This is a genomic window from Pantoea sp. Fr-CA_6 (assembly GCF_024520895.1).
In the GTDB taxonomy this organism is placed as follows: Bacteria; Pseudomonadota; Gammaproteobacteria; order Enterobacterales; family Enterobacteriaceae; genus Pantoea; species Pantoea agglomerans.
The window spans coordinates 128,284-149,918 of record NZ_JALNPO010000006.1 but is presented as its reverse complement, the minus strand read 5'-3'; the positions used below and the strand labels follow the sequence as shown (position 1 = coordinate 149,918).

General features: G+C 56.9%; 19 protein-coding genes and 1 riboswitch. Of the genes, 6 read left to right on the top strand and 13 right to left on the bottom strand.

The features are described from left to right. Window positions 1–139: 139 nt before the first annotated feature. From NR201_RS12995 to NR201_RS12985, 3 genes are all read right to left on the bottom strand, one after another. On the bottom strand, window positions 140–877 hold the full coding sequence (locus NR201_RS12995; RefSeq protein WP_010671121.1) for a 1-acylglycerol-3-phosphate O-acyltransferase: 738 nt from the start codon (window positions 875–877) through the stop codon (window positions 140–142). A 45-nt stretch (window positions 878–922) separates the two neighbouring features. After that, window positions 923–3,196 carry a DNA topoisomerase IV subunit A gene (gene parC, locus NR201_RS12990; protein WP_010671122.1) on the bottom strand — a complete coding sequence of 758 codons (2,274 nt, stop codon included), beginning with the start codon at window positions 3,194–3,196 and terminating at the stop codon, window positions 923–925. Between the two features lie 192 nt (window positions 3,197–3,388). Further along, on the bottom strand, window positions 3,389–4,207 hold the full coding sequence (locus NR201_RS12985; RefSeq protein ID WP_029519639.1) for a transporter substrate-binding domain-containing protein: 819 nt from the start codon (window positions 4,205–4,207) through the stop codon (window positions 3,389–3,391). Window positions 4,208–4,321: 114 nt separating this feature from the next. Between NR201_RS12985 and NR201_RS12980 the strand changes: the two genes are divergently transcribed. Continuing rightward, entirely contained in the window at window positions 4,322–4,903 is a 582-nt protein-coding gene (locus NR201_RS12980; RefSeq protein ID WP_010249028.1) for an NAD(P)H-dependent oxidoreductase, read from the top strand. 48 nt (window positions 4,904–4,951) lie between these two features. After that, window positions 4,952–5,260, top strand: a complete 309-nt coding sequence (locus NR201_RS12975) for a putative quinol monooxygenase (RefSeq protein ID WP_010249029.1) — start codon at window positions 4,952–4,954, stop codon at window positions 5,258–5,260. Between the two features lie 295 nt (window positions 5,261–5,555). Here NR201_RS12975 and NR201_RS12970 read toward each other — a convergent pair whose 3' ends face one another. The 6 genes from NR201_RS12970 to nudF form a co-directional block, all read right to left on the bottom strand. Then, complete coding sequence (locus NR201_RS12970) at window positions 5,556–6,455, bottom strand: LysR substrate-binding domain-containing protein (protein WP_256849837.1); 900 nt, start codon at window positions 6,453–6,455, stop codon at window positions 5,556–5,558. Between the two features lie 94 nt (window positions 6,456–6,549). Beyond that, complete coding sequence (parE, locus tag NR201_RS12965; protein WP_010249031.1) at window positions 6,550–8,445, bottom strand: DNA topoisomerase IV subunit B; 1,896 nt, start codon at window positions 8,443–8,445, stop codon at window positions 6,550–6,552. 49 nt (window positions 8,446–8,494) lie between these two features. Further along, a complete protein-coding gene (gene yqiA, locus NR201_RS12960) occupies window positions 8,495–9,076 on the bottom strand; it encodes an esterase YqiA (protein WP_010249032.1) in 582 nt (193 codons plus the stop codon). A gap of 3 nt (window positions 9,077–9,079) precedes the next feature. Beyond that, window positions 9,080–9,907 carry a 3',5'-cyclic-AMP phosphodiesterase gene (gene cpdA / locus NR201_RS12955; protein WP_010671125.1) on the bottom strand — a complete coding sequence of 276 codons (828 nt, stop codon included), beginning with the start codon at window positions 9,905–9,907 and terminating at the stop codon, window positions 9,080–9,082. Between the two features lie 42 nt (window positions 9,908–9,949). Beyond that, complete coding sequence (locus tag NR201_RS12950) at window positions 9,950–10,375, bottom strand: DUF1249 family protein (RefSeq protein WP_008925735.1); 426 nt, start codon at window positions 10,373–10,375, stop codon at window positions 9,950–9,952. Beyond that, window positions 10,372–11,007 (bottom strand): ADP-ribose diphosphatase, encoded by a 636-nt coding sequence (gene nudF, locus NR201_RS12945; RefSeq protein ID WP_256849861.1) that lies wholly within the window; start codon window positions 11,005–11,007, stop codon window positions 10,372–10,374. The genes NR201_RS12950 and nudF overlap by 4 nt, the downstream gene beginning before the upstream one ends. Before the next feature lie 213 nt (window positions 11,008–11,220). Between nudF and tolC the strand changes: the two genes are divergently transcribed. The 3 genes from tolC to NR201_RS12930 all read left to right on the top strand — a co-directional run bounded on the left by tolC (window position 11,221) and on the right by NR201_RS12930 (window position 14,669). Further along, window positions 11,221–12,687 (top strand): outer membrane channel protein TolC, encoded by a 1,467-nt coding sequence (gene tolC, locus NR201_RS12940; protein ID WP_010249035.1) that lies wholly within the window; start codon window positions 11,221–11,223, stop codon window positions 12,685–12,687. 142 nt (window positions 12,688–12,829) lie between these two features. Further along, window positions 12,830–13,501: a DUF1190 family protein gene (locus NR201_RS12935; RefSeq protein WP_010249037.1), complete on the top strand. Its 672-nt coding sequence runs from the start codon at window positions 12,830–12,832 to the stop codon at window positions 13,499–13,501. A gap of 7 nt (window positions 13,502–13,508) precedes the next feature. Next, window positions 13,509–14,669: a glutathionylspermidine synthase family protein gene (locus NR201_RS12930; RefSeq protein WP_033769850.1), complete on the top strand. Its 1,161-nt coding sequence runs from the start codon at window positions 13,509–13,511 to the stop codon at window positions 14,667–14,669. A 51-nt stretch (window positions 14,670–14,720) separates the two neighbouring features. Here the strand turns inward: NR201_RS12930 and ygiD are convergent, their stop codons facing one another. Beyond that, the gene (gene ygiD, locus NR201_RS12925) at window positions 14,721–15,506 is read right to left on the bottom strand and encodes a 4,5-DOPA dioxygenase extradiol (RefSeq protein ID WP_256849836.1); all 786 of its coding nucleotides are present in this window, start codon (window positions 15,504–15,506) and stop codon (window positions 14,721–14,723) included. Between the two features lie 235 nt (window positions 15,507–15,741). Then, window positions 15,742–16,398: a 3,4-dihydroxy-2-butanone-4-phosphate synthase gene (ribB, locus tag NR201_RS12920; RefSeq protein WP_031590879.1), complete on the bottom strand. Its 657-nt coding sequence runs from the start codon at window positions 16,396–16,398 to the stop codon at window positions 15,742–15,744. A 110-nt stretch (window positions 16,399–16,508) separates the two neighbouring features. After that, a riboswitch (FMN riboswitch) is annotated at window positions 16,509–16,666 on the bottom strand. 171 nt (window positions 16,667–16,837) lie between these two features. Here ribB and NR201_RS12915 point away from each other — a divergent pair. Next, a complete protein-coding gene (locus NR201_RS12915; RefSeq protein ID WP_010249045.1) occupies window positions 16,838–17,227 on the top strand; it encodes an accessory factor UbiK family protein in 390 nt (129 codons plus the stop codon). A gap of 39 nt (window positions 17,228–17,266) precedes the next feature. On the opposite strand, the gene hldE is transcribed toward NR201_RS12915, so the two are convergent. Next, window positions 17,267–18,691, bottom strand: a complete 1,425-nt coding sequence (gene hldE, locus NR201_RS12910; RefSeq protein ID WP_031590883.1) for a bifunctional D-glycero-beta-D-manno-heptose-7-phosphate kinase/D-glycero-beta-D-manno-heptose 1-phosphate adenylyltransferase HldE — start codon at window positions 18,689–18,691, stop codon at window positions 17,267–17,269. A gap of 70 nt (window positions 18,692–18,761) precedes the next feature. Further along, window positions 18,762–21,614 (bottom strand): bifunctional [glutamate--ammonia ligase]-adenylyl-L-tyrosine phosphorylase/[glutamate--ammonia-ligase] adenylyltransferase, encoded by a 2,853-nt coding sequence (glnE, locus tag NR201_RS12905; RefSeq protein ID WP_256849835.1) that lies wholly within the window; start codon window positions 21,612–21,614, stop codon window positions 18,762–18,764. Window positions 21,615–21,635: the final 21 nt, after the last annotated feature.

The following is a 21,635-nucleotide window of genomic DNA, read 5'->3' as shown; positions in this document are numbered from 1 at the left end:
AACTTCTGACCCTTTACGCGTGGCGCTAAGCGCCGACCCTGTTTTTATTGATCTGTTTTTGCTGTGCTGCGTTCACGGTGGGCGGACGTGCCCCGCCGTGCGGCATCCCTGCAGGATAGTTCGGCGAATGGTTCGCCGGTCAGATATTTCCGTTTTTTTCGCGTTCTGCGACTTCGGCGTTCAGCTCTTCCAGCTTTGCCGCCATCAGTTCGCGACAGTGGGTCGCCAGCTTACGCACCGACGACGACTCGAAAGCCTTTACATCAATCGGGGGCAGCATCTCAACGATCACCAGCCCGTTTTTCCAGCGATTGAGGTTGATCTTGCCATGCGTATTGGAGACCACAATCGGAATGATCGGCACACCCGCCGCCACAGCGGCGTGAAAGGCACCGGTTTTAAACGGTAGCAGGCCACGGCCACGGCTGCGCGTCCCTTCCGGGAACATCCAGATAGAGATGCGCTTACTGTTAAACTCATCTACCAGCTGACCGATCGTGCCGCGTGCTTTTGCACGGTCATCGCGATCGATCAACAGGTTACCGGTCAGCCAGTAGAGCAGGCCAAAAAATGGCACCCACAACAGGCTCTTCTTGCCCACCGTCACCGTACAGGGCTGCACCATTTTAGCCGCGGTGACCATGTCGTAGTTGTTCTGATGGTTCGCGATGTAGATCGCATTACCATAATTCTCAGCACCTTCCGGTCTGCGCAGTTCTACTTTAAGGCCAAACACCGTCGACAGTTTGCCGAACAGATGGCCAAATGTGGCGACATGACGCGGATTGCGCGGTGAAAACAGACACCAGATACAGCCAGATATACAGACTAAGATCGAATAGATGACCACAATAATGGCACGCAGAATCAGTAACATAGTTCCCTCATTGAGCCACGGCTGACGCGGTGTCAGCCGGGTAGTTTACGCTTCGCTATCCGGGCTCGCCGGACGCGCAGGCGCATCCAGTTCAACACGATCAATTTTTTGCAGGCCGCGCGGTAACAGCGTGCCGCGACGTCCGCGATCGGCGCGGAATTTTTGTAGCTCTTCACTGCGCAGCAGCATTTTACGCTTGCCCACGTGCAGCGTGATAGCGCTGCCCGGCGGCAAAATCATCAGCCAGGCCAGTTTGTCCTGACCGGCGGCCGCTTCCGCGGATGGAATCGAGATGATTTTGTTGCCCTTGCCTTTCGACATCTGCGGCAGCTCCCCGACCGGGAACATCAGCATCCGTCCCGCCTGGGTGATCGCCAGCAGCATGTCATCTTCATGATGGACGGCCATCGGCGTCATCACGCGAGCGTTTTCCGGCAGCGTCAGCAGCGCTTTACCGGCGCGGTTGCGCGACACCAGATCGCTGAAGGTACAGATAAAGCCGTAACCCGCATCAGAGGCCATCAGCAGGCGCTGATCATCCGGCTCCATCAGCACCTGTTCAACTACCGCACCCGGCGGTGGCGTCAGCTTGCCGGTCAGCGGCTCGCCCTGCCCGCGCGCGGAAGGCAGCGACGTCGGATCCAGGGTGTAGCTGCGGCCGGTGGAGTCGATAAAAGCCACCGGCTGATTGCTCTTGCCGCGTGCCGCAGCCAGATAGCTGTCGCCGGCTTTGTAGCTGAGTCCGGCTGGATCGATATCGTGGCCTTTGGCGCTACGCACCCAGCCCATCTGCGACAGCACAATGGTCACCGGTTCAGACGGCACCAGCTCGGTTTCGCTCAGGGCTTTGGCTTCTTCACGCTCACGCAGCGGCGAACGACGATCGTCGCCGTAACTGGCGCTGTCAGCCTGTAACTCTTTTTTCAGCAGGGTATTCATCTTGCGTTCAGAGGCCAGCGTGGCCTGCAGCTGATCGCGCTCTTTTTCCAGCTCCGCCTGCTCGCCACGGATCTTCATCTCTTCCAGTTTTGCCAGGTGGCGCAACTTCAGTTCGAGGATCGATTCGGCCTGGGTTTCGCTGATGCCAAAGCGTGACATCAGGACCGGCTTAGGCTCATCCTCAGTACGGATGATCTCGATCACTTCATCGATGTTCAGGAACGCAACCAGCAAACCTTCCAGGATATGCAGGCGGCGCAGCACGCGATCCAGGCGGTGATTCAGACGACGTTTGACCGTATCGCGGCGGAACACCAGCCATTCGGTCAGGATCTCATGCAGATTTTTCACCGCCGGGCGGTTATCCAGCCCGATCATGTTGAGGTTAACGCGGTAGCTCTTTTCCAGATCGGTGGTGGCGAACAGATGGTTCATCACCTGATCGAGATCGACGCGGTTGGAGCGCGGAACGATCACCAGGCGGGTCGGGTTTTCGTGATCCGATTCATCACGCAGATCCTCCACCATCGGCAGCTTTTTATTGCGCATCTGGTTCGCAATCTGCTCCAGCACGCGCGCGCCCGACACCTGATGCGGCAGCGCGGTAATCACCGCCTCGCCCTCTTCCTTCTTCCAGACTGCACGCTGGCGAATTGAGCCGCGACCGGTCTGATAGATTTTGCGGATCTCGTCACGCGGCGTGATGATCTCCGCCTCTGTAGGATAATCAGGCCCCTGGACAATATCCAGCAGCTGTTCCAGCGTGGTTTTCGGCGAGTCGATCAGCGCGATGGCGGCCTGAGCCACTTCGCGCAGGTTATGCGGCGGAATATCGGTCGCCATACCCACGGCAATCCCGGTGGTGCCGTTCAGCAGAATATTGGGCAGGCGCGCCGGTAACATCTTCGGCTCCTGCAGCGTGCCATCAAAGTTCGGCTGATAATCGACCGTCCCCTGACCCAGCTCACCCAGCAGCAGCTCGGCATATTTTGACAGGCGGGATTCGGTGTAACGCATCGCCGCGAACGACTTGGGATCATCCGGTGCACCCCAGTTACCCTGGCCATCGACCAGCGGATAACGGTAGGAGAACGGCTGCGCCATCAGCACCATCGCTTCATAGCAGGCGCTGTCGCCGTGCGGATGGTATTTACCCAGCACGTCACCTACGGTACGCGCCGATTTTTTGAATTTTGCGCTGGCGCTCAGTCCCAGTTCGGACATGGCGTAGACGATACGTCGCTGAACCGGCTTTAATCCGTCGCCAATGTAAGGCAGGGCGCGGTCCATGATGACGTACATCGAATAGTTTAAGTACGCATTCTCGGTGAATGTGTGCAGGGCAAGACGCTCTGCACCATCCTGAGTCAGTTCACTCATTAATTTCTCATCCTCACATCGTGGCCCACAACGGCGGGACACCCGGCGGTGGTTTGGCGAGGATAGTACCTTATTCGCTGGTGTTAGTCACAGGGGAAGCGCGGGAGAGCAGGCGTCCCGCCGCACGATTTTATGTGCCGGAGGCACGCCGGATTCAGACCGGCAAGTGTCTGACCTCTCTGTGGAAGTGGATCAGGGCTTTGCCCCCATCCACTGGCGGGCAATGTCACGATATTCGCCGGTGGCGGTGCTGAGATGCAGCCACTGATCGACATAGAGCTTCCAGCTGATATCGTCACGCGGAATCATGTAAGCCTTCTCGCCATACTGCAGCGGTTTGTCGGGATTGATCGCGCAGAGTGTCGGGTAATGTTGCTGCTGAAAACGCGCTTCAGAGGCATCGGTGATCATCACATCCGCCTTGTTGTCCACCAGTTGCCGGAAGATGGTGACGTTATCGTGGAACAGCGTCAGTGAGGCCTTTGGCAGATGGCTGTGCACAAAGGCTTCGTTGGTGCCGCCTGCCGGTTCAATCAGTCGCACGTCAGGCCGGTTAAGCTGTTCGATGGTCTGGAAGCGATCTTTATCGCTGCAGCGCACCAGTGGGATTTTGCCATCCACATCCAGCGGCCGGGCGAACCAGGCGGTCTGCTGGCGTTTCAGCGTGACGGAGACGCCGCCGACGGCGATATCACACTGCTTTGCCAGAAAATCGGGCATCAGGTTTTTCCAGCTGGTTGGCACCCACTCCACTTTCGCGCCGAGCGAGGTAGCCAGCGCGTTCGCCATGCTGATATCCAGCCCTTCATACTGACCATCGGGTCGCAGGTAGCTGTAAGGCTTGTAATCACCGGTGGTGCAGACCTTAAGCGTTTTAGAACTGAGGATGGTGTCGAGATGAGATTGTGCCTGGACAGCATTGCTGGCCAGCAGCAAAGCGAAGACTATTTTTTTCATTTTGCGTTTTTCTTTAATTGTTTTCATGGTGAGTTTGCCTGCCGATGGTGCCATAAACCGGCGCATTGTTGCTTCCACAGCAAAAGTGTTGTGATCAACCTCCCATTTTTCTGCGACCCTAGCGCGCGTAAGCTAAGCGCCATATTCAGGAAATGAGGCAAACAATTCATGAGCAAGATTTTAATTATCGATGGCGGCAAAACCTTTGCCCACTCTAAAGGCGAACTGAACCACACGCTGACCGACGTTGCGGCCAGCCAGTTGCGTGACATGGGGCATGAGGTGTCTGTAACCCTGGCTGACAGCGACTACGTGGTCGCCGATGAAGTGCAGAAATATGTCGATAGCGATGTGGTGATTTATCAGATGCCAGGCTGGTGGATGGGCGAGCCGTGGACTGTGAAGCGTTATATCGATGAAGTCTTTACCGAAGGCCACGGCTCGCTCTACGCCAGCGATGGCCGTACCCGTTCTGATGCGGCGAAGAAATATGGTTCCGGCGGTCTGCTGCAGGGCAAAAAATATATGCTGTCGCTGACATGGAATGCGCCGCTGCAGGCCTTTACCGACCCGGAGCAGTTCTTTGAAGGTGTCGGCGTTGACGGTCTTTATCTGCACTTCCACAAAGCCAACCAGTTCCTGGGCATGGAAGCGCTGCCGACCTTTATCTGCAACGATGTGATTAAAGCGCCGGACGTGCCACGCGATATTGCCGCTTATCGGACCCATCTTAGTCGCGTTTTTGCGTAAGATGGCTGGGGGATACCCCCTATTTTCCCACGAAAGAGGAGTTCGCGAATGTTAACAGTCGTTGCTGAAATTTGTGTCAAACCCGGTCGTCGTCAGGCCGTGCTGGATGCGGTGAAAAAACTGATCCCGCTGGTTTTAGAAGAAGAAGGCTGCCATCAGTATGACGCGCTGCTGGACCATCAGGCGCAGGTGCCGTGGAAACAGAACTCGCCGGACTCCATTTTTATGCTGGAACAGTGGGAAACGCTGCGTCATCTGGAGCAGCATCAGCAGATGCCGCACATGGATGCGCATCGCGCCATCATTAAAGATGATGTGGTGGATGTGAAGATTCTGGTGCTGGAACCCAGCGCCTGATTCGTGCTGAAGGCTTAACCCCTTTTCGGTAAACGGGATCAGGCTGCTGACAACCTCAAACCTGAGTGCCTCTGGCAGCAATGAATTAGCTCAACGCGAAGGGAACACGGTCACAAGAGGAAAGCGTCCCGCGCCAGGGATGGCGCGGGTAGAGCGACCAGGGACTGGCTTGAGCGTCTTTCCGATCTGACCGTGTTCCCTGTGCAAGCACAATCTCAAAGCGAATCCGGCCAGACTTGCCAGCATCTCCAAACCCCTGCCCTATGACAGGGGTTTTTTATTATGCCAGGAGAGATCACAGCAGCTGACGCCGATCAATCTCGGTGCGGAGAAAATCCAGAAAGCAGCCGATGCGCGAAGAGAGCGTGGTGTTACGGTAATAGACCGCATGCACCGGCAACCGCAGCTCGCGGGTTTCAGCGGGGAGAACCGGCACCAGCCGGCCTGCCGCGCAATCTTCCCGGCTGACAAAGTCGGAGAGGCGTGCGATCCCCTGTCCTGCCAGCGCCAGCTGCCGGATGGTTTCGCCGCTGGAGGCAGAGATTGTGGGCTTAATGCGCATGAAATCGCCATCAGGCTGCCAGATCGGCCAGACGTTGTGCGCCTCAAGATGGCTGAAGCCGATGATTTGATGCTGCGCGAGATCGGCAACGCTCTGCGGGGTGCCCGCTTTCGCCAGATAGGCCGGACTGGCCATCAGCCGGATCGCACTGCTGCCAAGCATCCGGGCGCGCAGCGTAGAGTCGCGCAGTTCGCCGATGCGAATGGCAATGTCCGTTTGCTGCTCCAGCAGATCGATCAGGATATCGTCGGTATTCAGTTCAAGCTGGATCAGGGGATAGTGGGCGCGGAAATCGTCCACCAGCGGCACAATCACATGCAGCATAAAAGGGGTGGCGGCGTTTACCCGCAGCCGCCCTGACGGCATCTCGCGCCGCAGGGCTATCTGCTCTTCGGCCTGCTCAACCGAGGCCAGGATCTGTCGCGCATGCTCCAGAAAAACCTGTCCCTCTTCGGTCAGCGCCAGCCGTCGGGTGGTGCGATGCAGCAGGGTGGTCTGCAGCTTACTCTCCAGCCGGGACAACGCCCGGCTGATGCCCGAACTGGTCTGCGCCAGCTGGGATGCCGCCGCGGTAATGGAACCGCTGTCCACCACCGCCACCCAGGCGCGTAACTCTTCCAGGGTAATTTTCACAAGGATTACTGTCTCTGCTCTGAATCTGCCGGGTTCTCCGGGGATGTGCTGGCTGAAGCACAAAGAGAACAGGACGCTTTCGCGTCCTGTTCTTTTACACTTCGATATCGGCCTTGTCGCCTTTTTCCTGCAACCAGTTACGCCGGTCTTCGGAGCGTTTCTTCGCCAGCAGCATATCCATCATGCGCAGCGTCTGGTCGATATCCTCTTCACTGATGGTCAGCTGTACCAGACGGCGAGTATTCGGATCCAGCGTCGTTTCACGCAGCTGCAAAGGGTTCATCTCACCCAGCCCTTTAAAGCGCTGAACGTTAGGTTTGCCCTTTTTGCGTTTCAGCTGCTCCAGCACGCCCTCTTTCTCATCTTCATCCAGCGCGTAGTAGACCTCTTTTCCGAGATCGATACGGTAGAGCGGCGGCATGGCAACGTAGACGTGTCCGTTTCTGACCAGTGAACGGAAATGTTTCACGAACAGGGCACACAGCAGCGTGGCGATGTGCAGACCATCCGAGTCCGCATCCGCCAGAATACAGATCTTGCCGTAGCGCAGCTGTGAAAGATCTTCGCTGTCGGGATCGATGCCGATCGCCACGGAAATATCATGCACTTCCTGCGACGCCAGCACCTCATCGGAAGAGACTTCCCAGGTGTTAAGGATCTTGCCCTTAAGCGGCATGATCGCCTGATATTCACGATCGCGCGCCTGCTTGGCCGAGCCGCCTGCCGAGTCCCCTTCGACCAGGAACAGTTCTGTTTTATTCAGATCCTGCGCGGTGCAGTCCGCCAGTTTGCCCGGCAGAGCCGGACCGCTGGTGAGCTTTTTACGCACCACTTTTTTGGCTGCCCGCATACGTCGCTGGGCGCTGGAGATCGCCAGCTCAGCCAGTTGCTCTGCGATCTGGATATTCTGGTTCAGCCACAGGCTGAAGGCATCTTTTACCACGCCAGACACAAAGGCTGCGCACTGACGTGAAGAGAGGCGCTCTTTGGTCTGCCCGGCGAACTGCGGATCCTGCATCTTCACCGACAGCACATAGGCGCAGCGATCCCAGATATCTTCAGCGGAGAGCTTCACGCCACGCGGCAGAATGTTGCGGTATTCGCAGAACTCGCGCATCGCATCCAGCAGCCCCTGACGCAGGCCGTTGACGTGAGTCCCGCCCTGCATGGTCGGGATCAGGTTAACGTAGCTTTCAGTTAACAGCTCGCCGCCTTCCGGCAGCCACAACAGCGCCCAGTCAACCGCTTCCACATCGCCAGCAAAGCTGCCGACAAACGGTTTTTCCGGCAGCGTCGGTAAGCCATTCACCGCTTCGCACAGGTAGTCCGTCAGGCCATCTTCGTAGCACCAGGTCTGTTCGGTATTGTTCAGCTTGTCTTTAAAGACAATCTCAACGCCAGGACAGAGCACCGCTTTGGCTTTCAGCAGATGTGATAAGCGTGACACCGAAAAACGTGGGCTGTCGAAAAAGCTTTCATCGGGCCAGAAATGGACGCGCGTGCCGGTGTTGCGTTTAGCCACCGTGCCGGTGACCGTGAGATCCTGGACTTTGTCGCCATTCTCAAACGCCATGTCATAGATTTCACCATTACGGCGCACCGTGACTTCGACGCGTTTTGACAGGGCGTTCACCACCGAGATGCCAACGCCGTGCAGGCCGCCCGAGAACTGATAGTTTTTATTGGAGAACTTGCCGCCCGCGTGCAGACGACACAGGATCAGCTCGACGGCAGGCACGCCCTCTTCCGGGTGAATATCCACCGGCATGCCGCGACCATCATCAATAACTTCAAGCGACTGGTCAGCGTGCAGAATCACTTCAACCCGCTTCGCGTGGCCGCCCAGCGCCTCATCGACGCTGTTATCAATCACTTCCTGACCCAAATGGTTGGGCCGCGTCGTATCGGTGTACATCCCCGGGCGACGGCGAACAGGCTCAAGGCCAGTCAGGACCTCAATGGCATCCGCGTTATAGTTAGATTGACTCATCGTAAATGTCTGATTAGAAGGGTGAAATGGGGTGCGATTTCCGCATTACTCAGGGATGATTCAGACCGAGAAAGTCCAGAATCTGCGGGAAATGGCGCTCGAATCCAGTAAATGCATGATTTCCGCCCTCTTCTACCGTGTGACGGCACGCGCTGTAATAGTCGAGCGCCTGACGGTAATCGAGAACTTCATCGCCGGTCTGTTGCAGCAGCCAGAGTAAATCGGGCGCTTCCAGCGGTTCAATCTGCATTACTTTCAGATCGTAAATGTGGCGTGACTCTAACACATATTGCTGGCCGGTGTAGGGATTCTGATTTTCGCCCAGGAAATCCGCCAGCAGCTCAAAAGGCCGCACCGCGGGATTGACGACCACAGCAGGCAGCATAAAGCATTGCGACAGCCAGGTGGCGTAATAACCGCCCAGCGACGAGCCCACCAGCCCCAGCGTTTCGCCGCTGCGGCTCAGTACCAGATCTTCCAGCATTGCGGCGGCATCGGCCGGAAACGTCGGCAGCTGGGGCACGATCATTTCGATCTCCGGATGCTGCGCCTCTAACCATTGCCGGAACTGCGTCGCCTTAGCCGACTGCGGCGAGCTGTTAAAACCGTGCAGATAGAGTAATGCCGCCACGCGTCAGTATCCTTCTGAGTCTAAATCGGGACGAAAAGCGTCGGTGTCGAGCCGGTTAACCTCGGTCTCAAGGCCGCCATCCGGATACAGCGTGAACCAGCGCCAGCCTGGTGCCACGGTATCGATCGTAAAGCTGGTGCAGTGCGGTTTGAACTGAACGCAGGTTGAAGGGGTGGCCAGCACACGACGACCGTGCCACTCAACATCCAGCTCCTGGTGAATATGACCACAGACCAGCGTCCGGGCTAACGGGTAATGCTGTAACACCGCATCAAGCTGATGTGAGTTGCGCAGGCTGTGCTGATCGAGCCAGGTACAGCCAGAGGCCAGCGGATGGTGGTGCAGCAGGACCAGCGTATGACGTTGCGGATAGCGGGCCAGCGCGTTATCGAGCCACTCCAGCTGATAATCGCTCAGCATCCCGTGCGGCACACCCGAGACCTGGCTGTCCAGCAACACAATCTGCCACTGCTCACCCACCAGCACCTGCTTGTGGGCATTGATATGAGCGGCTGCCAGCGTGTCGAACATCGCGGGCTGAAAATCGTGATTACCGGGCAGCCAGACGCAGGGCCGCGGCAAACGTGAGATGCCCTCAGCAAAATGCTGATAGGCTTCGATAGAGTGATCCTGGGCGAGATCGCCGGTGGCGATAATCAGGTCGTAGTCGCGATGTTGCGCAATAATCGCATCCAGCACCGCTTTATAGCTCGACCAGGTGTTCACCCCAAGCAGCGATTCATGTTTTCCCGCGAACAGGTGGGTATCCGTGATTTGCAAAATCCTGATTTCGGAACCGTTCGCTGCAGGAAGAGTTAGCAGGCTATCCAAAGCGTTTCCTTCGTCTCCACGCCATTTACTGCATTATACGCATCAGCAGACCGGAACTGCCATCGCACCATGTGCCAGGCAGTAGCGCAGCCAGTCTGCGAGAAACTGGTTTATCTGATGTTTTTCATCGCGCTGATGCAATTTTTTATTAGGATAATCATAGCGCGCTTTGAAACGATAGATCTGTTGAGTTGAACACACTTCGGCGACCATCGCATCGTGATAGAGCCTTACCGACATCGAGGGCAGACTCCAGTAACTCACGGCAGGCGCGACCTGGCGGATCTCCACCAGCGTGGTGTAGCGTGTGGACTCCTGGATCGTCAGCTGATAACGGGCGCCACTCACCTGATAGATCACCGATTCTCCCGCCTCATCGTTACGCGGCAGCAGGCGGCGTAACTGGGCGAAATTGGTTTCGCAGAGCCGCATCATTTCGGGAAAGTCAGGGGTATAGCGCTGTTTCATTTTTGTATCCACTCTTCGCGTAGTTTCTCATGGTGCAACGCCAGCCATTGCAGGGCGATGACAGACGCCGCATTGTCAATTATCCCCTCTTCCACCCAGCGGTAAGCCTGTTCGCGGCTCACCAAATGGACAAGAATATCCTCATTCTCTTCCTCCAGACCATGGCATCCCTCTGCCTGGCTGGCATCCACTTCCCCAATCAGCACCGACAGACGTTCGCTGGTGCCGCCAGGGCTGGCCAGATAGTTAAGCATGGGCTTAATCCGGCCGACCTCTAATCCTGCTTCTTCAACGGCTTCACGGCGCACGACCTGCTCGACAGATTCACCGGGCTCAATAATGCCGGCGACCATCTCCAGCAGCCAGGGCGAAGCACTGCTGTCATAAGCCGGGATGCGGATCTGTTCAATCAGCACCACTTCATCGCGTAAGGGATCATAAGGTAGCAGCACGGCGGCATGTCCGCGCTCAAAAACTTCGCGCTGTACTTCCCCACTCATTTCGCCGTTAAACTGGCGGTGGCGGAAGCGATAACGTACGACGGAAAAAAAACCATCATAGACGGTTTCGCGTGCAATAATTTCTACATCGTTTTTTGTGAAAGTCACAGGGGATTTTTTTTCTTCCGGCATCATCGGGTTCCTTATGCAGATTGAGGTGGAGCGAAAAAAGCCTGTAACCGTGCTCCATGTAAGTGGTTCTTTCTGAATTATTTACGTAAATTAGGGGGAGAAGGCACGTTCAGCCAACTTATCTCACAGTTGCCCTCTGCTAGAATCGGCGATAATTTTTTGGCTTACCCGGCAGCGCACCCACTGCAATTTGCTGCAACAAAAGGAATGCAAATGAAAAAACTGCTCCCATTTTTTATTGGGCTGAGCCTGGGCGGTTTCAGCTTCGCCAGCCAGGCCGAAGACCTGCTTCAGGTTTATCAACAAGCACGTCTGAGCAACCCGGATCTGCGCAGCGCCGCTGCCGATCGCGATTCTGCCTTTGAGAAAATCAACGAAGCGCGTAGCCCATTATTACCCCAGCTCGGCCTGGGTGCAGACTACACCTATAACAACGGCTATCGCGACAGTAGCGGTCTCCATTCCAACACGACCAGCGGCTCGCTGCAATTAACCCAGACTATTTTCGACATGTCGAAATGGCGCGCACTGACCCTGCAGGAAAAAGCTGCCGGTATCCAGGATGTGACCTATCAGGTGGCGCAGCAGGATCTGATTCTGAACACCGCGACCGCCTACTTCAACGTGCTGAAAGCGATTGATACCCTTTCTTACACCGAAGCGCAGAAACAGTCGATCTATCGCGAGCTGGATCAAACCACCCAGCGCTTTAACGTTGGCCTGGTTGCCATTACTGACGTACAGAACGCCCGTGCGCAATATGACAGCGTGCTGGCTAACGAAGTGACCGCGCGTAATAACCTCGATAACAACGTGGAAACGCTGCGTCAGATCACCGGCATGGACTACATGTCGCTGGCGTCGCTGAGCATTGATCGCTTCAGAACCGATAAGCCCGAACCGGTCAGCGCGCTGCTTAAGCAGGCGGAAAGCCGTAATCTGTCGCTGCTCTCTGCGCGTCTGAACCAGGATTTAGCCCGTGAGCAGATCCGCTCCGCTGAAGCTGGTCACATGCCGACGCTGGGTCTGACGGCCTCTACCGGCATGTCGAACAGCAAATATGGCGGCAGCCGTGCGAACCAGAGCCAGGGGTCTACTGACTCCATTACCGGTTCTAACCAGGTGGGTCTGAGCTTCTCACTGCCACTCTATAGCGGCGGCAGCGTCACCTCTCAGGTGAAACAGGCACAGTACAGCTTCGTCAGCGCCAGTGAATCGCTGGAAAGCGCGCACCGCTCTGCGGTTCAGACAGTCCGCTCATCGTTTAACAACGTGAATGCTTCTATCAGCAGCATCAACGCTTATAAACAGGCCGTGGTCTCTGCGCAAAGCTCTCTGGATGCGTCAGAAGCGGGCTATCAGGTTGGTACGCGTACTATCGTTGATGTGCTGGATGCAACCACCGTGCTCTACAACGCTAAGCAGCAGCTCTCTGATGCGCGCTATAGCTATCTGATTAACCAGCTGAATATCAGCTATGCGCTGGGTACGCTCAATGAGCAGAGCCTGCAGAAACTGAACAGCCAGCTGGGTAAAGAGATCCCGACCTCACCGGAAACGGTAGCACCGGAAAATGCACAGCAGACCGCGCGCGTGGATAGCGGTCCGGCGGCAACCGGCTCTTCTGAGGCAGCGCGTCCTGCGGCTCGCCACAGCAGCGGTAATCCTTTCGGTAATTAATGAGCGGACGGGCTGCTTTGCGGCCCGTCTCTCTGTTGAACGTATAACTAAGTAAAGATCCCTGTTGTATCAGGCCTCCAGCTTCAATTTTACCCCCCCATCCCCTATTCTATGCGCTACCTTTGGGCACAGGATAATCATAATGAAACGCACAAAATCTATTCGCTATGCCGCTTTTCGCAAAAGCTGGCAGGCACGCCATTTAACGCCCGTTGCTATCGCCGTTTCGGCGGTATTTATGCTGGCTGGTTGTGAACAGAACGACGAAACAGTTTCGATGTACCAGAATGCCGATGACTGTTCAAAAGCCAATCCGGGCCAGAGTGCGCAATGTACTACCGCATTCAATGAAGCCAAAAAAGAGGCGGAACGCACCGCGCCTAAATATGCCACGCGTGAAGATTGTGTCGCTGAATTTGGTGAAAACCAGTGTCAGCAGACACCGGCTCAGGCGGGCGTGGGCACCACTAATGCCGAATCGCAGCAGAGTGGCGGCAGCTTCTGGATGCCACTGATGGCAGGTTACATGATGGGTCGCATGATGGGCGGTGGTTCGGGCTTTGCACAGCAACCGCTCTTCTCACCGAAAAATGCCCGCAGCCCGGCCAATGGTCAGTTTGTTGATGCATCAGGCCGTAATTATGGTGCAGCAACATCCGGCAAAAGCATGACCGTGCCGAAAACGGCGCTGGCACCAAAACCGGCTACCACCTCCACCATTACCCGTGGTGGCTTTGGTGAAACCGTCGCGAAGCAGAACAGCATGCAGCGTAGCAGCGCCAGCGGCACTTCCAGCCGCTCAATGGGAGGCTAACGCCCCGATGGAACGCATTGCCATTTCAGAGCGCCCAGGCTGGCGCGAAAAAGCCACCGAGTTCGGTTTTCGTTTTCACACCATGCATGGTGAACCCTACTGGTGTGAAGATGCTTATTATCAGTTCACGCTGGCGCAAATCGAGCATCTGGAAGATGTGACCGCTGAATTACATCAAATGTGCCTGCAGGTGGTGGAAAAAGTGGTTAACAGCGAAGCGCTGCTGGCTAAATTCCGCATTCCTAAACACACCTGGGACTTCGTGCGCGATTCATGGCATCAGCGTCAGCCTTCGCTTTACTCTCGTCTGGATCTCGCCTGGGATGGCAAAGGCGATGTAAAGCTGCTGGAGAACAATGCCGATACGCCGACCTCGCTGTATGAAGCGGCATTTTTCCAGTGGCTGTGGCTGGAGGACCAGCTTAACGCCGGTCAGCTCCCCGCAGGCAGCGATCAGTTTAATAGCCTGCAGGAAAAGCTGATTGAACGCTTCGCCGCGTTACATCAGCAGCACGGCTTCAACTGGCTGCACTTCGCCTGCTGCCGTGATACTGACGAAGATCGCGGCACCGTGCAATATCTTCAGGATTGCGCCACCGAAGCGGGATTGCCGAGTGAGTTTCTCTACATGGATGAAATTGGACTGGGCGAAAAAGGGGAATTTACCGACGCCCAGGATCAGGTGATTAGCAACCTGTTCAAGCTCTATCCGTGGGAATTCATGCTGCGTGAGATGTTCTCCACCAAGCTGGGCGATGCTGGCGTGCGCTGGCTGGAACCGGCCTGGAAAAGCATTATCTCGAATAAAGCCTTGCTGCCGCTGCTGTGGGAGATGTTCCCGAATCACCCTAATCTGCTGCCCGCCTGGTTCGCGGAAGATGACGTGCCGCACATGGACAAATATGTGGTGAAGCCGCTGTTTTCACGTGAAGGTGCCAACATTCGCATCGTGGAAAATGGTCAGGAGATCGCCCGCGTCGATGGGCCGTATGGCGAAGAGGGAATGATCGTCCAGCAGTTCCATCCGCTGCCTAAGTTTGGCGACAGCTATACGCTGATCGGCAGCTGGCTGATTGACGATCAACCGGCCGGTATCGGCCTGCGGGAAGATCGCGACCTGATCACGCAGGATCTTTCCCGTTTCTATCCGCACGCTTTTATCGGTTAATGCACCGCGATAATAACAGGCCAGCTTCTGGCCTGTTTTCTTCTGGCTTCCCTAACCTACCTGAACCGACAACATGCTGATCGCACCCATATCCATGCCATCAACCGGAATGCTGATGGCGTCATCCGGCTGACGTGCGCCAAGTACATAGAGCAGCGGCAGATAGTGCTCAGGTGTTGGATTAGAAAGCGCCGCACCAGGATGATCCATAAAGTTAACCAGCGGATGAGAAGCAGCATCGCTCTGCACCGCCAGGTTATCGCGGACAAACTGTTCAAAACTGCTGGCCCATGGATAAACTTCGCTGTTGCCATCCCAGCGCACTTTACGCAGGTTATGTACCACGTTGCCGCTGGCGACAATCATCACACCCTGATCGCGCAGTGCAGCCAGTTTCTGACCCATCTCAAAGTGCCATGCCGCAGGTTTGGTGCCATCAATGCTTAGCTGGACCACCGGAATATCGGCCTCCGGATACATCTTGATCAGCACACCCCAGGAACCATGATCCAGTCCCCACTCGTGATCCAGCGTCACCGCAACGGGCGCTAACTGCTCCACCAGCTGCTGCGCCAGTTCAGGCGATCCCGGTGCCGGATAGCGCGTATCAAACAGCGCCTGCGGAAAGCCCCCAAAATCATGAATGGTCTCAGGCTGTGCCATTGCCGTCACGGCGGTGCCGCGCGTATACCAGTGCGCCGAAACCGCAATAATCGCGCGTGGACGTGGCAGAGTATCGCCCAGGTGACGCCACGCGGCGGTATAGCGATTCTCTTCAAGGGCATTCATCGGGCTGCCGTGACCCAAAAACAGCGCTGGCATTCGTAACTGGCTCATTCGTGATCCCCGGGATCGAGTATTTGATAGCCATTACGATACGCGCATCCGCTGCTTTATCACGCGGATAACCATGATGGTGATCATCAGGAAATTTGAATGAAATCTAACGTGGCAGGTTTAACAGGGTTTTCGGCATGAAGGAGAGAGGAGAAGTCAGCGGTCAGGCCGCGCCATTCCGGGTGTCAGGACGATAAACAGGCCCGGGAGGGGCCTGTTTATCGCAGCAGCCAGATTAGCTGGCGTGGCGTGTTTCGTGCGCGCGACGCCAGGCGATCAGATCTTCAATGGTCACCACCGGCATGTTGTGCTGACGGGCGAACGCAATCGCTTCTGGCGCATGAGCCATGGTGCCATCGTCGTTGGTCAGTTCGCACAGCACACCTGCGGGCTTAAAGCCGGCCAGGGTGACTAAATCAATAGTCGCTTCGGTATGCCCGCCACGGGTTAATACGCCGCCTTCGCTGGCACGCAGCGGGAAGACATGACCAGGGCGATGCAGATCGGTGGGTCTGGCATTGTCGGCAATGGCGGCGCGGATGGTGGTGATACGATCCTGCGCGGAGACGCCCGTGGTGACGCCTTCTGCGGCCTCAATGGTCACGGTGAAGCCAGTGCCGAAAGAGCTGGTGTTGTTTTCCACCATCATTGGCAGATCGAGCTGCTGGCGACGCGCTTCGGTCAGGCAAAGGCAGACGATGCCGCTGCCGTGACGGATAGTCAGTGCCATCTGTTCAACGGTCATGGTTTCTGCGGCGAAGATCATGTCGCCTTCGTTTTCGCGATTTTCATCGTCGAGTACCATCACACCGCGTCCCTCACGCAGGGCGGCGATAGCACGTTCTACACGCTGTTCAGGCGTGCCAAATTCAGAAAGTAGCGTCTGATTCATGGTAATAAAAACCTTAAAATGTATGGGTTACCAGAATCAGGGCGTGCTTAGGAGTGACGTCAAAAAGACGTGGCAATAACGTGAAGCAGACACAATTGTCCGACAGATGTCGTTACCCTCTCCCATCCGGACTGTAACCGTCGGCCCCGGAATTACACCGGATCTGCTGACCTTTACCTCTCTTTTCATCAAGATAAAGCGCTCGCGGGCTTTCAGCCGAAGCTGATTTACCGCCGGTGGGGAATTGCGCCCCGCCCTGAGAATAAGCACTTTAACTATAACGCCGATCGTTTGAGGCGGCAATCATCAATAGCGCAATTGCTTTTGCATTTCCTGCGTTACCGATTTGAGGTTTATCCTTTTCATTTCTGGCATTACACTTAACACTTATTACGTTGGTAAACACGCTGACACAGCTCCCCGTAACCAGGAAATCATCATGATCGACACGAAAAAAATTGAACAACTTGCCCGTCAGGTTCACGAAGCGATGCCTAAAGGTGTTCGTGAGTTTGGTGATGATGTCGAAAAGAAAATTCGTCAGGTTCTTCAGGCGCAGCTGACCCGGATGGATCTGGTCAACCGTGAGGAGTTTGATGTGCAGACGCAGGTATTACTGCGTACACGTGAGAAGCTGGCGGCGCTGGAGCAGCGTCTGGCGCAGCTGGAAAGTCAGGGTTCATCAGCCGGTACGCCGCCGACGGCAACCGCACCAGTAACACCTGCTGCGGCGACCACACCATCAGCCGCCGTAGCGACCTCACCTGCAGCCTCGCCGTCACCGGTTGCGGACGTGGTGAAGCCTGTTGCGGACAACAAGCCAGAATAAGCCCTTAAGCGGGAGCGCGGCTCCCGCTTACGCCGCGCTTTAGCTGCCGCGGATGGTTTTGATAATGTTAGTAGTAGAGATACCATCTTCGAAGTTCAGCACCTGAACGTCGCCGCCATTTGCCCACACTTCTTTGCTGCCCGCGATATCTTCCGGCTTGTAATCTCCCCCTTTGACCAGCAGGTCAGGGAGAATGCCCGCAATCAGCCGCTGCGGCGTATCCTCTTCAAATACCACCACCCAGTCGACCGCTTCCAGCGCGCCCAGCACGATCATCCGGTTTTCCTGCGGATTCACCGGACGGCTTTCGCCTTTCAGACGTTTAGTTGACGCATCGCTGTTCACCGCGACAATCAGTCGATCGCCGAGCTTGCGGGCATTTGCCAGGTAGGAGACATGACCGGCATGCAGAATGTCGAACACGCCGTTGGTCATTACCACTTTTTCGCCACGGCGGCGGGCCATCTCCACGGCGGCTTTTAACTGCGCTTCGGTCATGATGCCGAAACCCTGTTCCGGGCGGGCATGAATCGCATTTTCCAGCTCAACGGTGCTGACGGTGGACGTACCCAGTTTCCCCACCACCACACCCGCAGCCGCGTTGGCAAGGAAACAGGCTTCTTCCAGCGAGTCGCCAGCCGCCAGCGCCGCCGCCAGCACGCCAATCACTGTATCGCCCGCACCGGTCACGTCATAGACTTCCTGTGCCTGGGTGGGCAGATGCAGAGGCGCTTTGCCCGGCTGCAGCAGCGTCATGCCATTTTCTGAACGGGTCACCAGCAGCGCGGAGAGGTCAAAATCGGCGATCAGCTGGGTGCCGCGCGCCACGATCTCCTCTTCGTTTTTACATTTGCCGACCACGGCTTCAAACTCAGAGAGGTTCGGCGTCAGCAGCGTCGCGCCACGGTAGCGCGCAAAATCGGTGCCTTTCGGGTCGATTAATACCGGTACGCCCGCTTCGCGCGCCAGAGTAATCATGGTCTGCACGCTGGAGAGCGCGCCTTTGGCGTAATCGGACAGCACCAGCGCACCCGCGGCGGCCAGTGACTCACGCATTTTCTGGTGAATCGGCTCCGGATCGACCTGATCAAAGCCCTCTTCAAAATCGAGGCGGATCAGCTGCTGATTACGGGAAAGCACGCGCAGTTTGGTAATGGTCGGATGGCTTTTGACCGCCACGAAGTCACAATGCACGTTGACGTCTTTCAGCGTGTTACTCAACACACGCGCCGCATCATCTTCGCCAGTCAGGCCAATCAGGCGCGACGCGGCACCGAGTGCTGCAATGTTCATCGCCACGTTTGCCGCGCCGCCAGGGCGCTCTTCAACCGTGTCCACTTTCACCACCGGAACCGGCGCTTCAGGGGAGATACGGCTGGTTGGGCCATACCAGTAACGATCCAACATTACATCGCCAACAACCAGCACTGAGGCTTGGCCGAACGCGGGCAGAGTCACTTTCATTCCAGACACTCCAGACTGCATTAAAAATAGTGCGCGGATGATAGCACAGTTGCGATTTGTGCTATCAGCATCACGTCAGGATAGACGCAGGCGTTATCAGCCAGCGCTGCCAGCTGCTCAGAACCGTCTGCCGTTCCGCTGCATAGGCCTCTGGCTCAACGTGGCCGGGCTGTTCCTGCAGGGCGCGATGGTGCAATGCGTCGCGCAGCGTCACATAAGCCTGCGTCAGCGCCTGTGCTTCATCGGCGGGCATTTTATGGTACTTCGCCATCAGCTCGAAAATGCGCACATTGTCAGACCAGCGCGTCAGTTCAGGCTGCTCAGCGGCGTAGCGTAAGACAAGATATTGGGCGATGAATTCAATATCGGTGATGCCGCCCGCGTCGGCTTTGATATCCCAGCGACCTTTATGTTTGTTGCTGAGGTGAGCGCGCATCTTTTCACGCATCTCACGCACTTCCGTTTGCAGCGCTTCGGCGGCACGTGGCAGCGACAGAATCGCCTGACGAATTACGCTGAAACGTTCGCCCAGTGCCGCCTCGCCAAAGACGACGCGAGCCCGGACCAGCGCCTGATGCTCCCAGGTCCAGGCTTCACTGCGCTGATACTCTTCAAAGGCCTCAAAGGTACTGACCAGCATGCCCGCCGCGCCCGAAGGACGCAGGCGCGCATCCACTTCGTAGAGAATGCCGGAGGAGGTGCGGGTACTGAAAAGATGCATGATGCGCTGGGCGAGGCGCAGATAGAACTGACGGCCATCGATGCTGCGCTCCCCTTCTGTCACCGCGTCTGCCGGGCAGTCATGCAGGAACACCAAATCGAGGTCAGAACTGTAACCCAGCTCCCAGCCCCCCAGTTTGCCGTAGCCCAGCACGGCAAAACCGCGTTCATGTTCATTACTCAGATGCGAAGGACGGCCGTAACGCTGCACCATCATATTCCACGCCTGGCGCACCACAGATTCGATAATCGCTTCTGCCAGCCAGGTGAGATGATCGCTGACTTTCATCACCGGCAGCGTTCCGGCGATGTCGGCGGCAGCAATACGCAGATGCTGTGCCTGCTTAAACTGCCGCACCGCTTCCAGCTGCTGCTCTTCGTCCTCGGTAGGGATGCGCAGCAGATACTGACGCAGCTCATCGCGATAGGCATCGGTGGCGGTTGGCTGATAGAGCGTGGCGGGATCGAGCAGTTCATCCAGCAATAAGGGATGACGCGCCAGCTGGCTGGCCACCATCGGTGAGGCGGCGCACAGGCGAATTAAGTGGCGCAGCGCACCGTGATATTCGGTCAGCAGCTCCAGATAGGTGCTGCGGGTCAGTACGCCGAGCAGCAGCGGCGTCAGGCGGCCGAGCGTCACCGCCGCATCTTCACGTGGGCAGACTTCGCTCAGCAGACGCGGCATCAGCTGGTCCAGCGCCTGACGGCCACGCGGGCCGATGGTGCGCCGGTTGATATCCTGACGAAACGCCTCCAGCGTCTGGTGCAGCGTAAGCCGCTGCTCGTCACTGAGCTGCGGCACCAACGGCGCCAGTTCGCTATCCTCCAGCTGGTCCTGCCACAGCACCTGAAACTCTGCCAGCTCACGCTGATCGCCAATCTCAGGGGTATCTTCGCCAATCAGCTCATCGAAGATAGCGCGCACCGCCGCCATCTGGCCGTCGAGCCGGGTCATCAGAGCAGGCCAGTCGGCACAATCCATCGCCCACGCCAGCCGGGCACGATGCAGTTCATCCTCTGGCAGGGTCTGGGTCTGCTCGTCGCCCAGGCTTTGCAGCAGATTCTCCAGCCGCCGCAGGAACAGGTAGGCAACACGCAACGCATCGACCTGTTCCGCGGGCAGCAGGGCCAGGGTTTTGATCGCCTCCAGCGTCGGCAGCAGTGAGCGCAGCTGTAACGAGCGCTCACGCCCGCCGCGAATCAGCTGGAATACCTGCACGATAAATTCGGTTTCACGGATGCCGCCCGCACCCAGTTTGATATTGTTTTTCAGCCCGCGTCGCCGCACTTCGCGGCTAATCATCCCTTTCATGTTACGCAGCGACTGGATCACGCTGAAGTCGATGTAGCGGCGGTAAACGAATGGCCGCAGCATCTGCTGCAGCTCCAGGCTCCAGCGATCGTGGTCATCGCCCATCAGCCGCGCCTTGACCATGGCGTAACGCTCCCAGTCGCGTCCCTGCTCCTGGTAATAATCTTCCAGCGCGGCAAAGCTCATCACCAGCGGGCCGCTGTCGCCAAACGGGCGCAGACGCATATCCACCCGATAGACAAAACCATCCATGGTGGGTTGATCCAGCACTTTAATCAGCCGCTGTCCCATGCGGGTAAAGAACTGAGCGTTGTCGAGTTCACGCCGTCCGCCACGCGTTGTGCCGTTTTCCGGCCAGGCAAAAATCAGGTCAATATCAGAAGAAAAATTGAGTTCGCCGCCGCCCAGCTTGCCCATGCCCAGAATCAGCATCGGCTGCGCGTCGCCGTCCGCATTACAGGGCGTACCAAAATCACGACAGCAATCCTGATAAACCCAGTCACGCGCCCGGCTGATCAGCACTTCGGCTAATGCGCTGAGCTGTTGCAGGCTCTGTTCGGTTGTAGCGTGCTGCAGAGACTGCATCCAGGCGATGCGTACCAGCATACGGCGACGAAACAGCCGCAGTTCGCGCATCAGGCTCGCTTCACTGTCGATGCCGCTAAGCGCCTGATTGAGCCACGCAGAGTAGTGTTGCCACTCATCAGGCTGCGGCGGCTGGTCGAGCATCGCCTGCCACCAATCGGGATGTTGTTGCAGGTTTTCCAGCACAAAATCGCTGAAAGCCAGTCCGGCAGCCTGCTCCGGGCTTAACGAAGCCACCGGAACCCCAATCTGTCGGGCGGCCTCTTCGGCCTGGTCGCGTAGCAACGCGGGAAGTGCTGACAACATAACTCCCTCCTTGATGGCGTG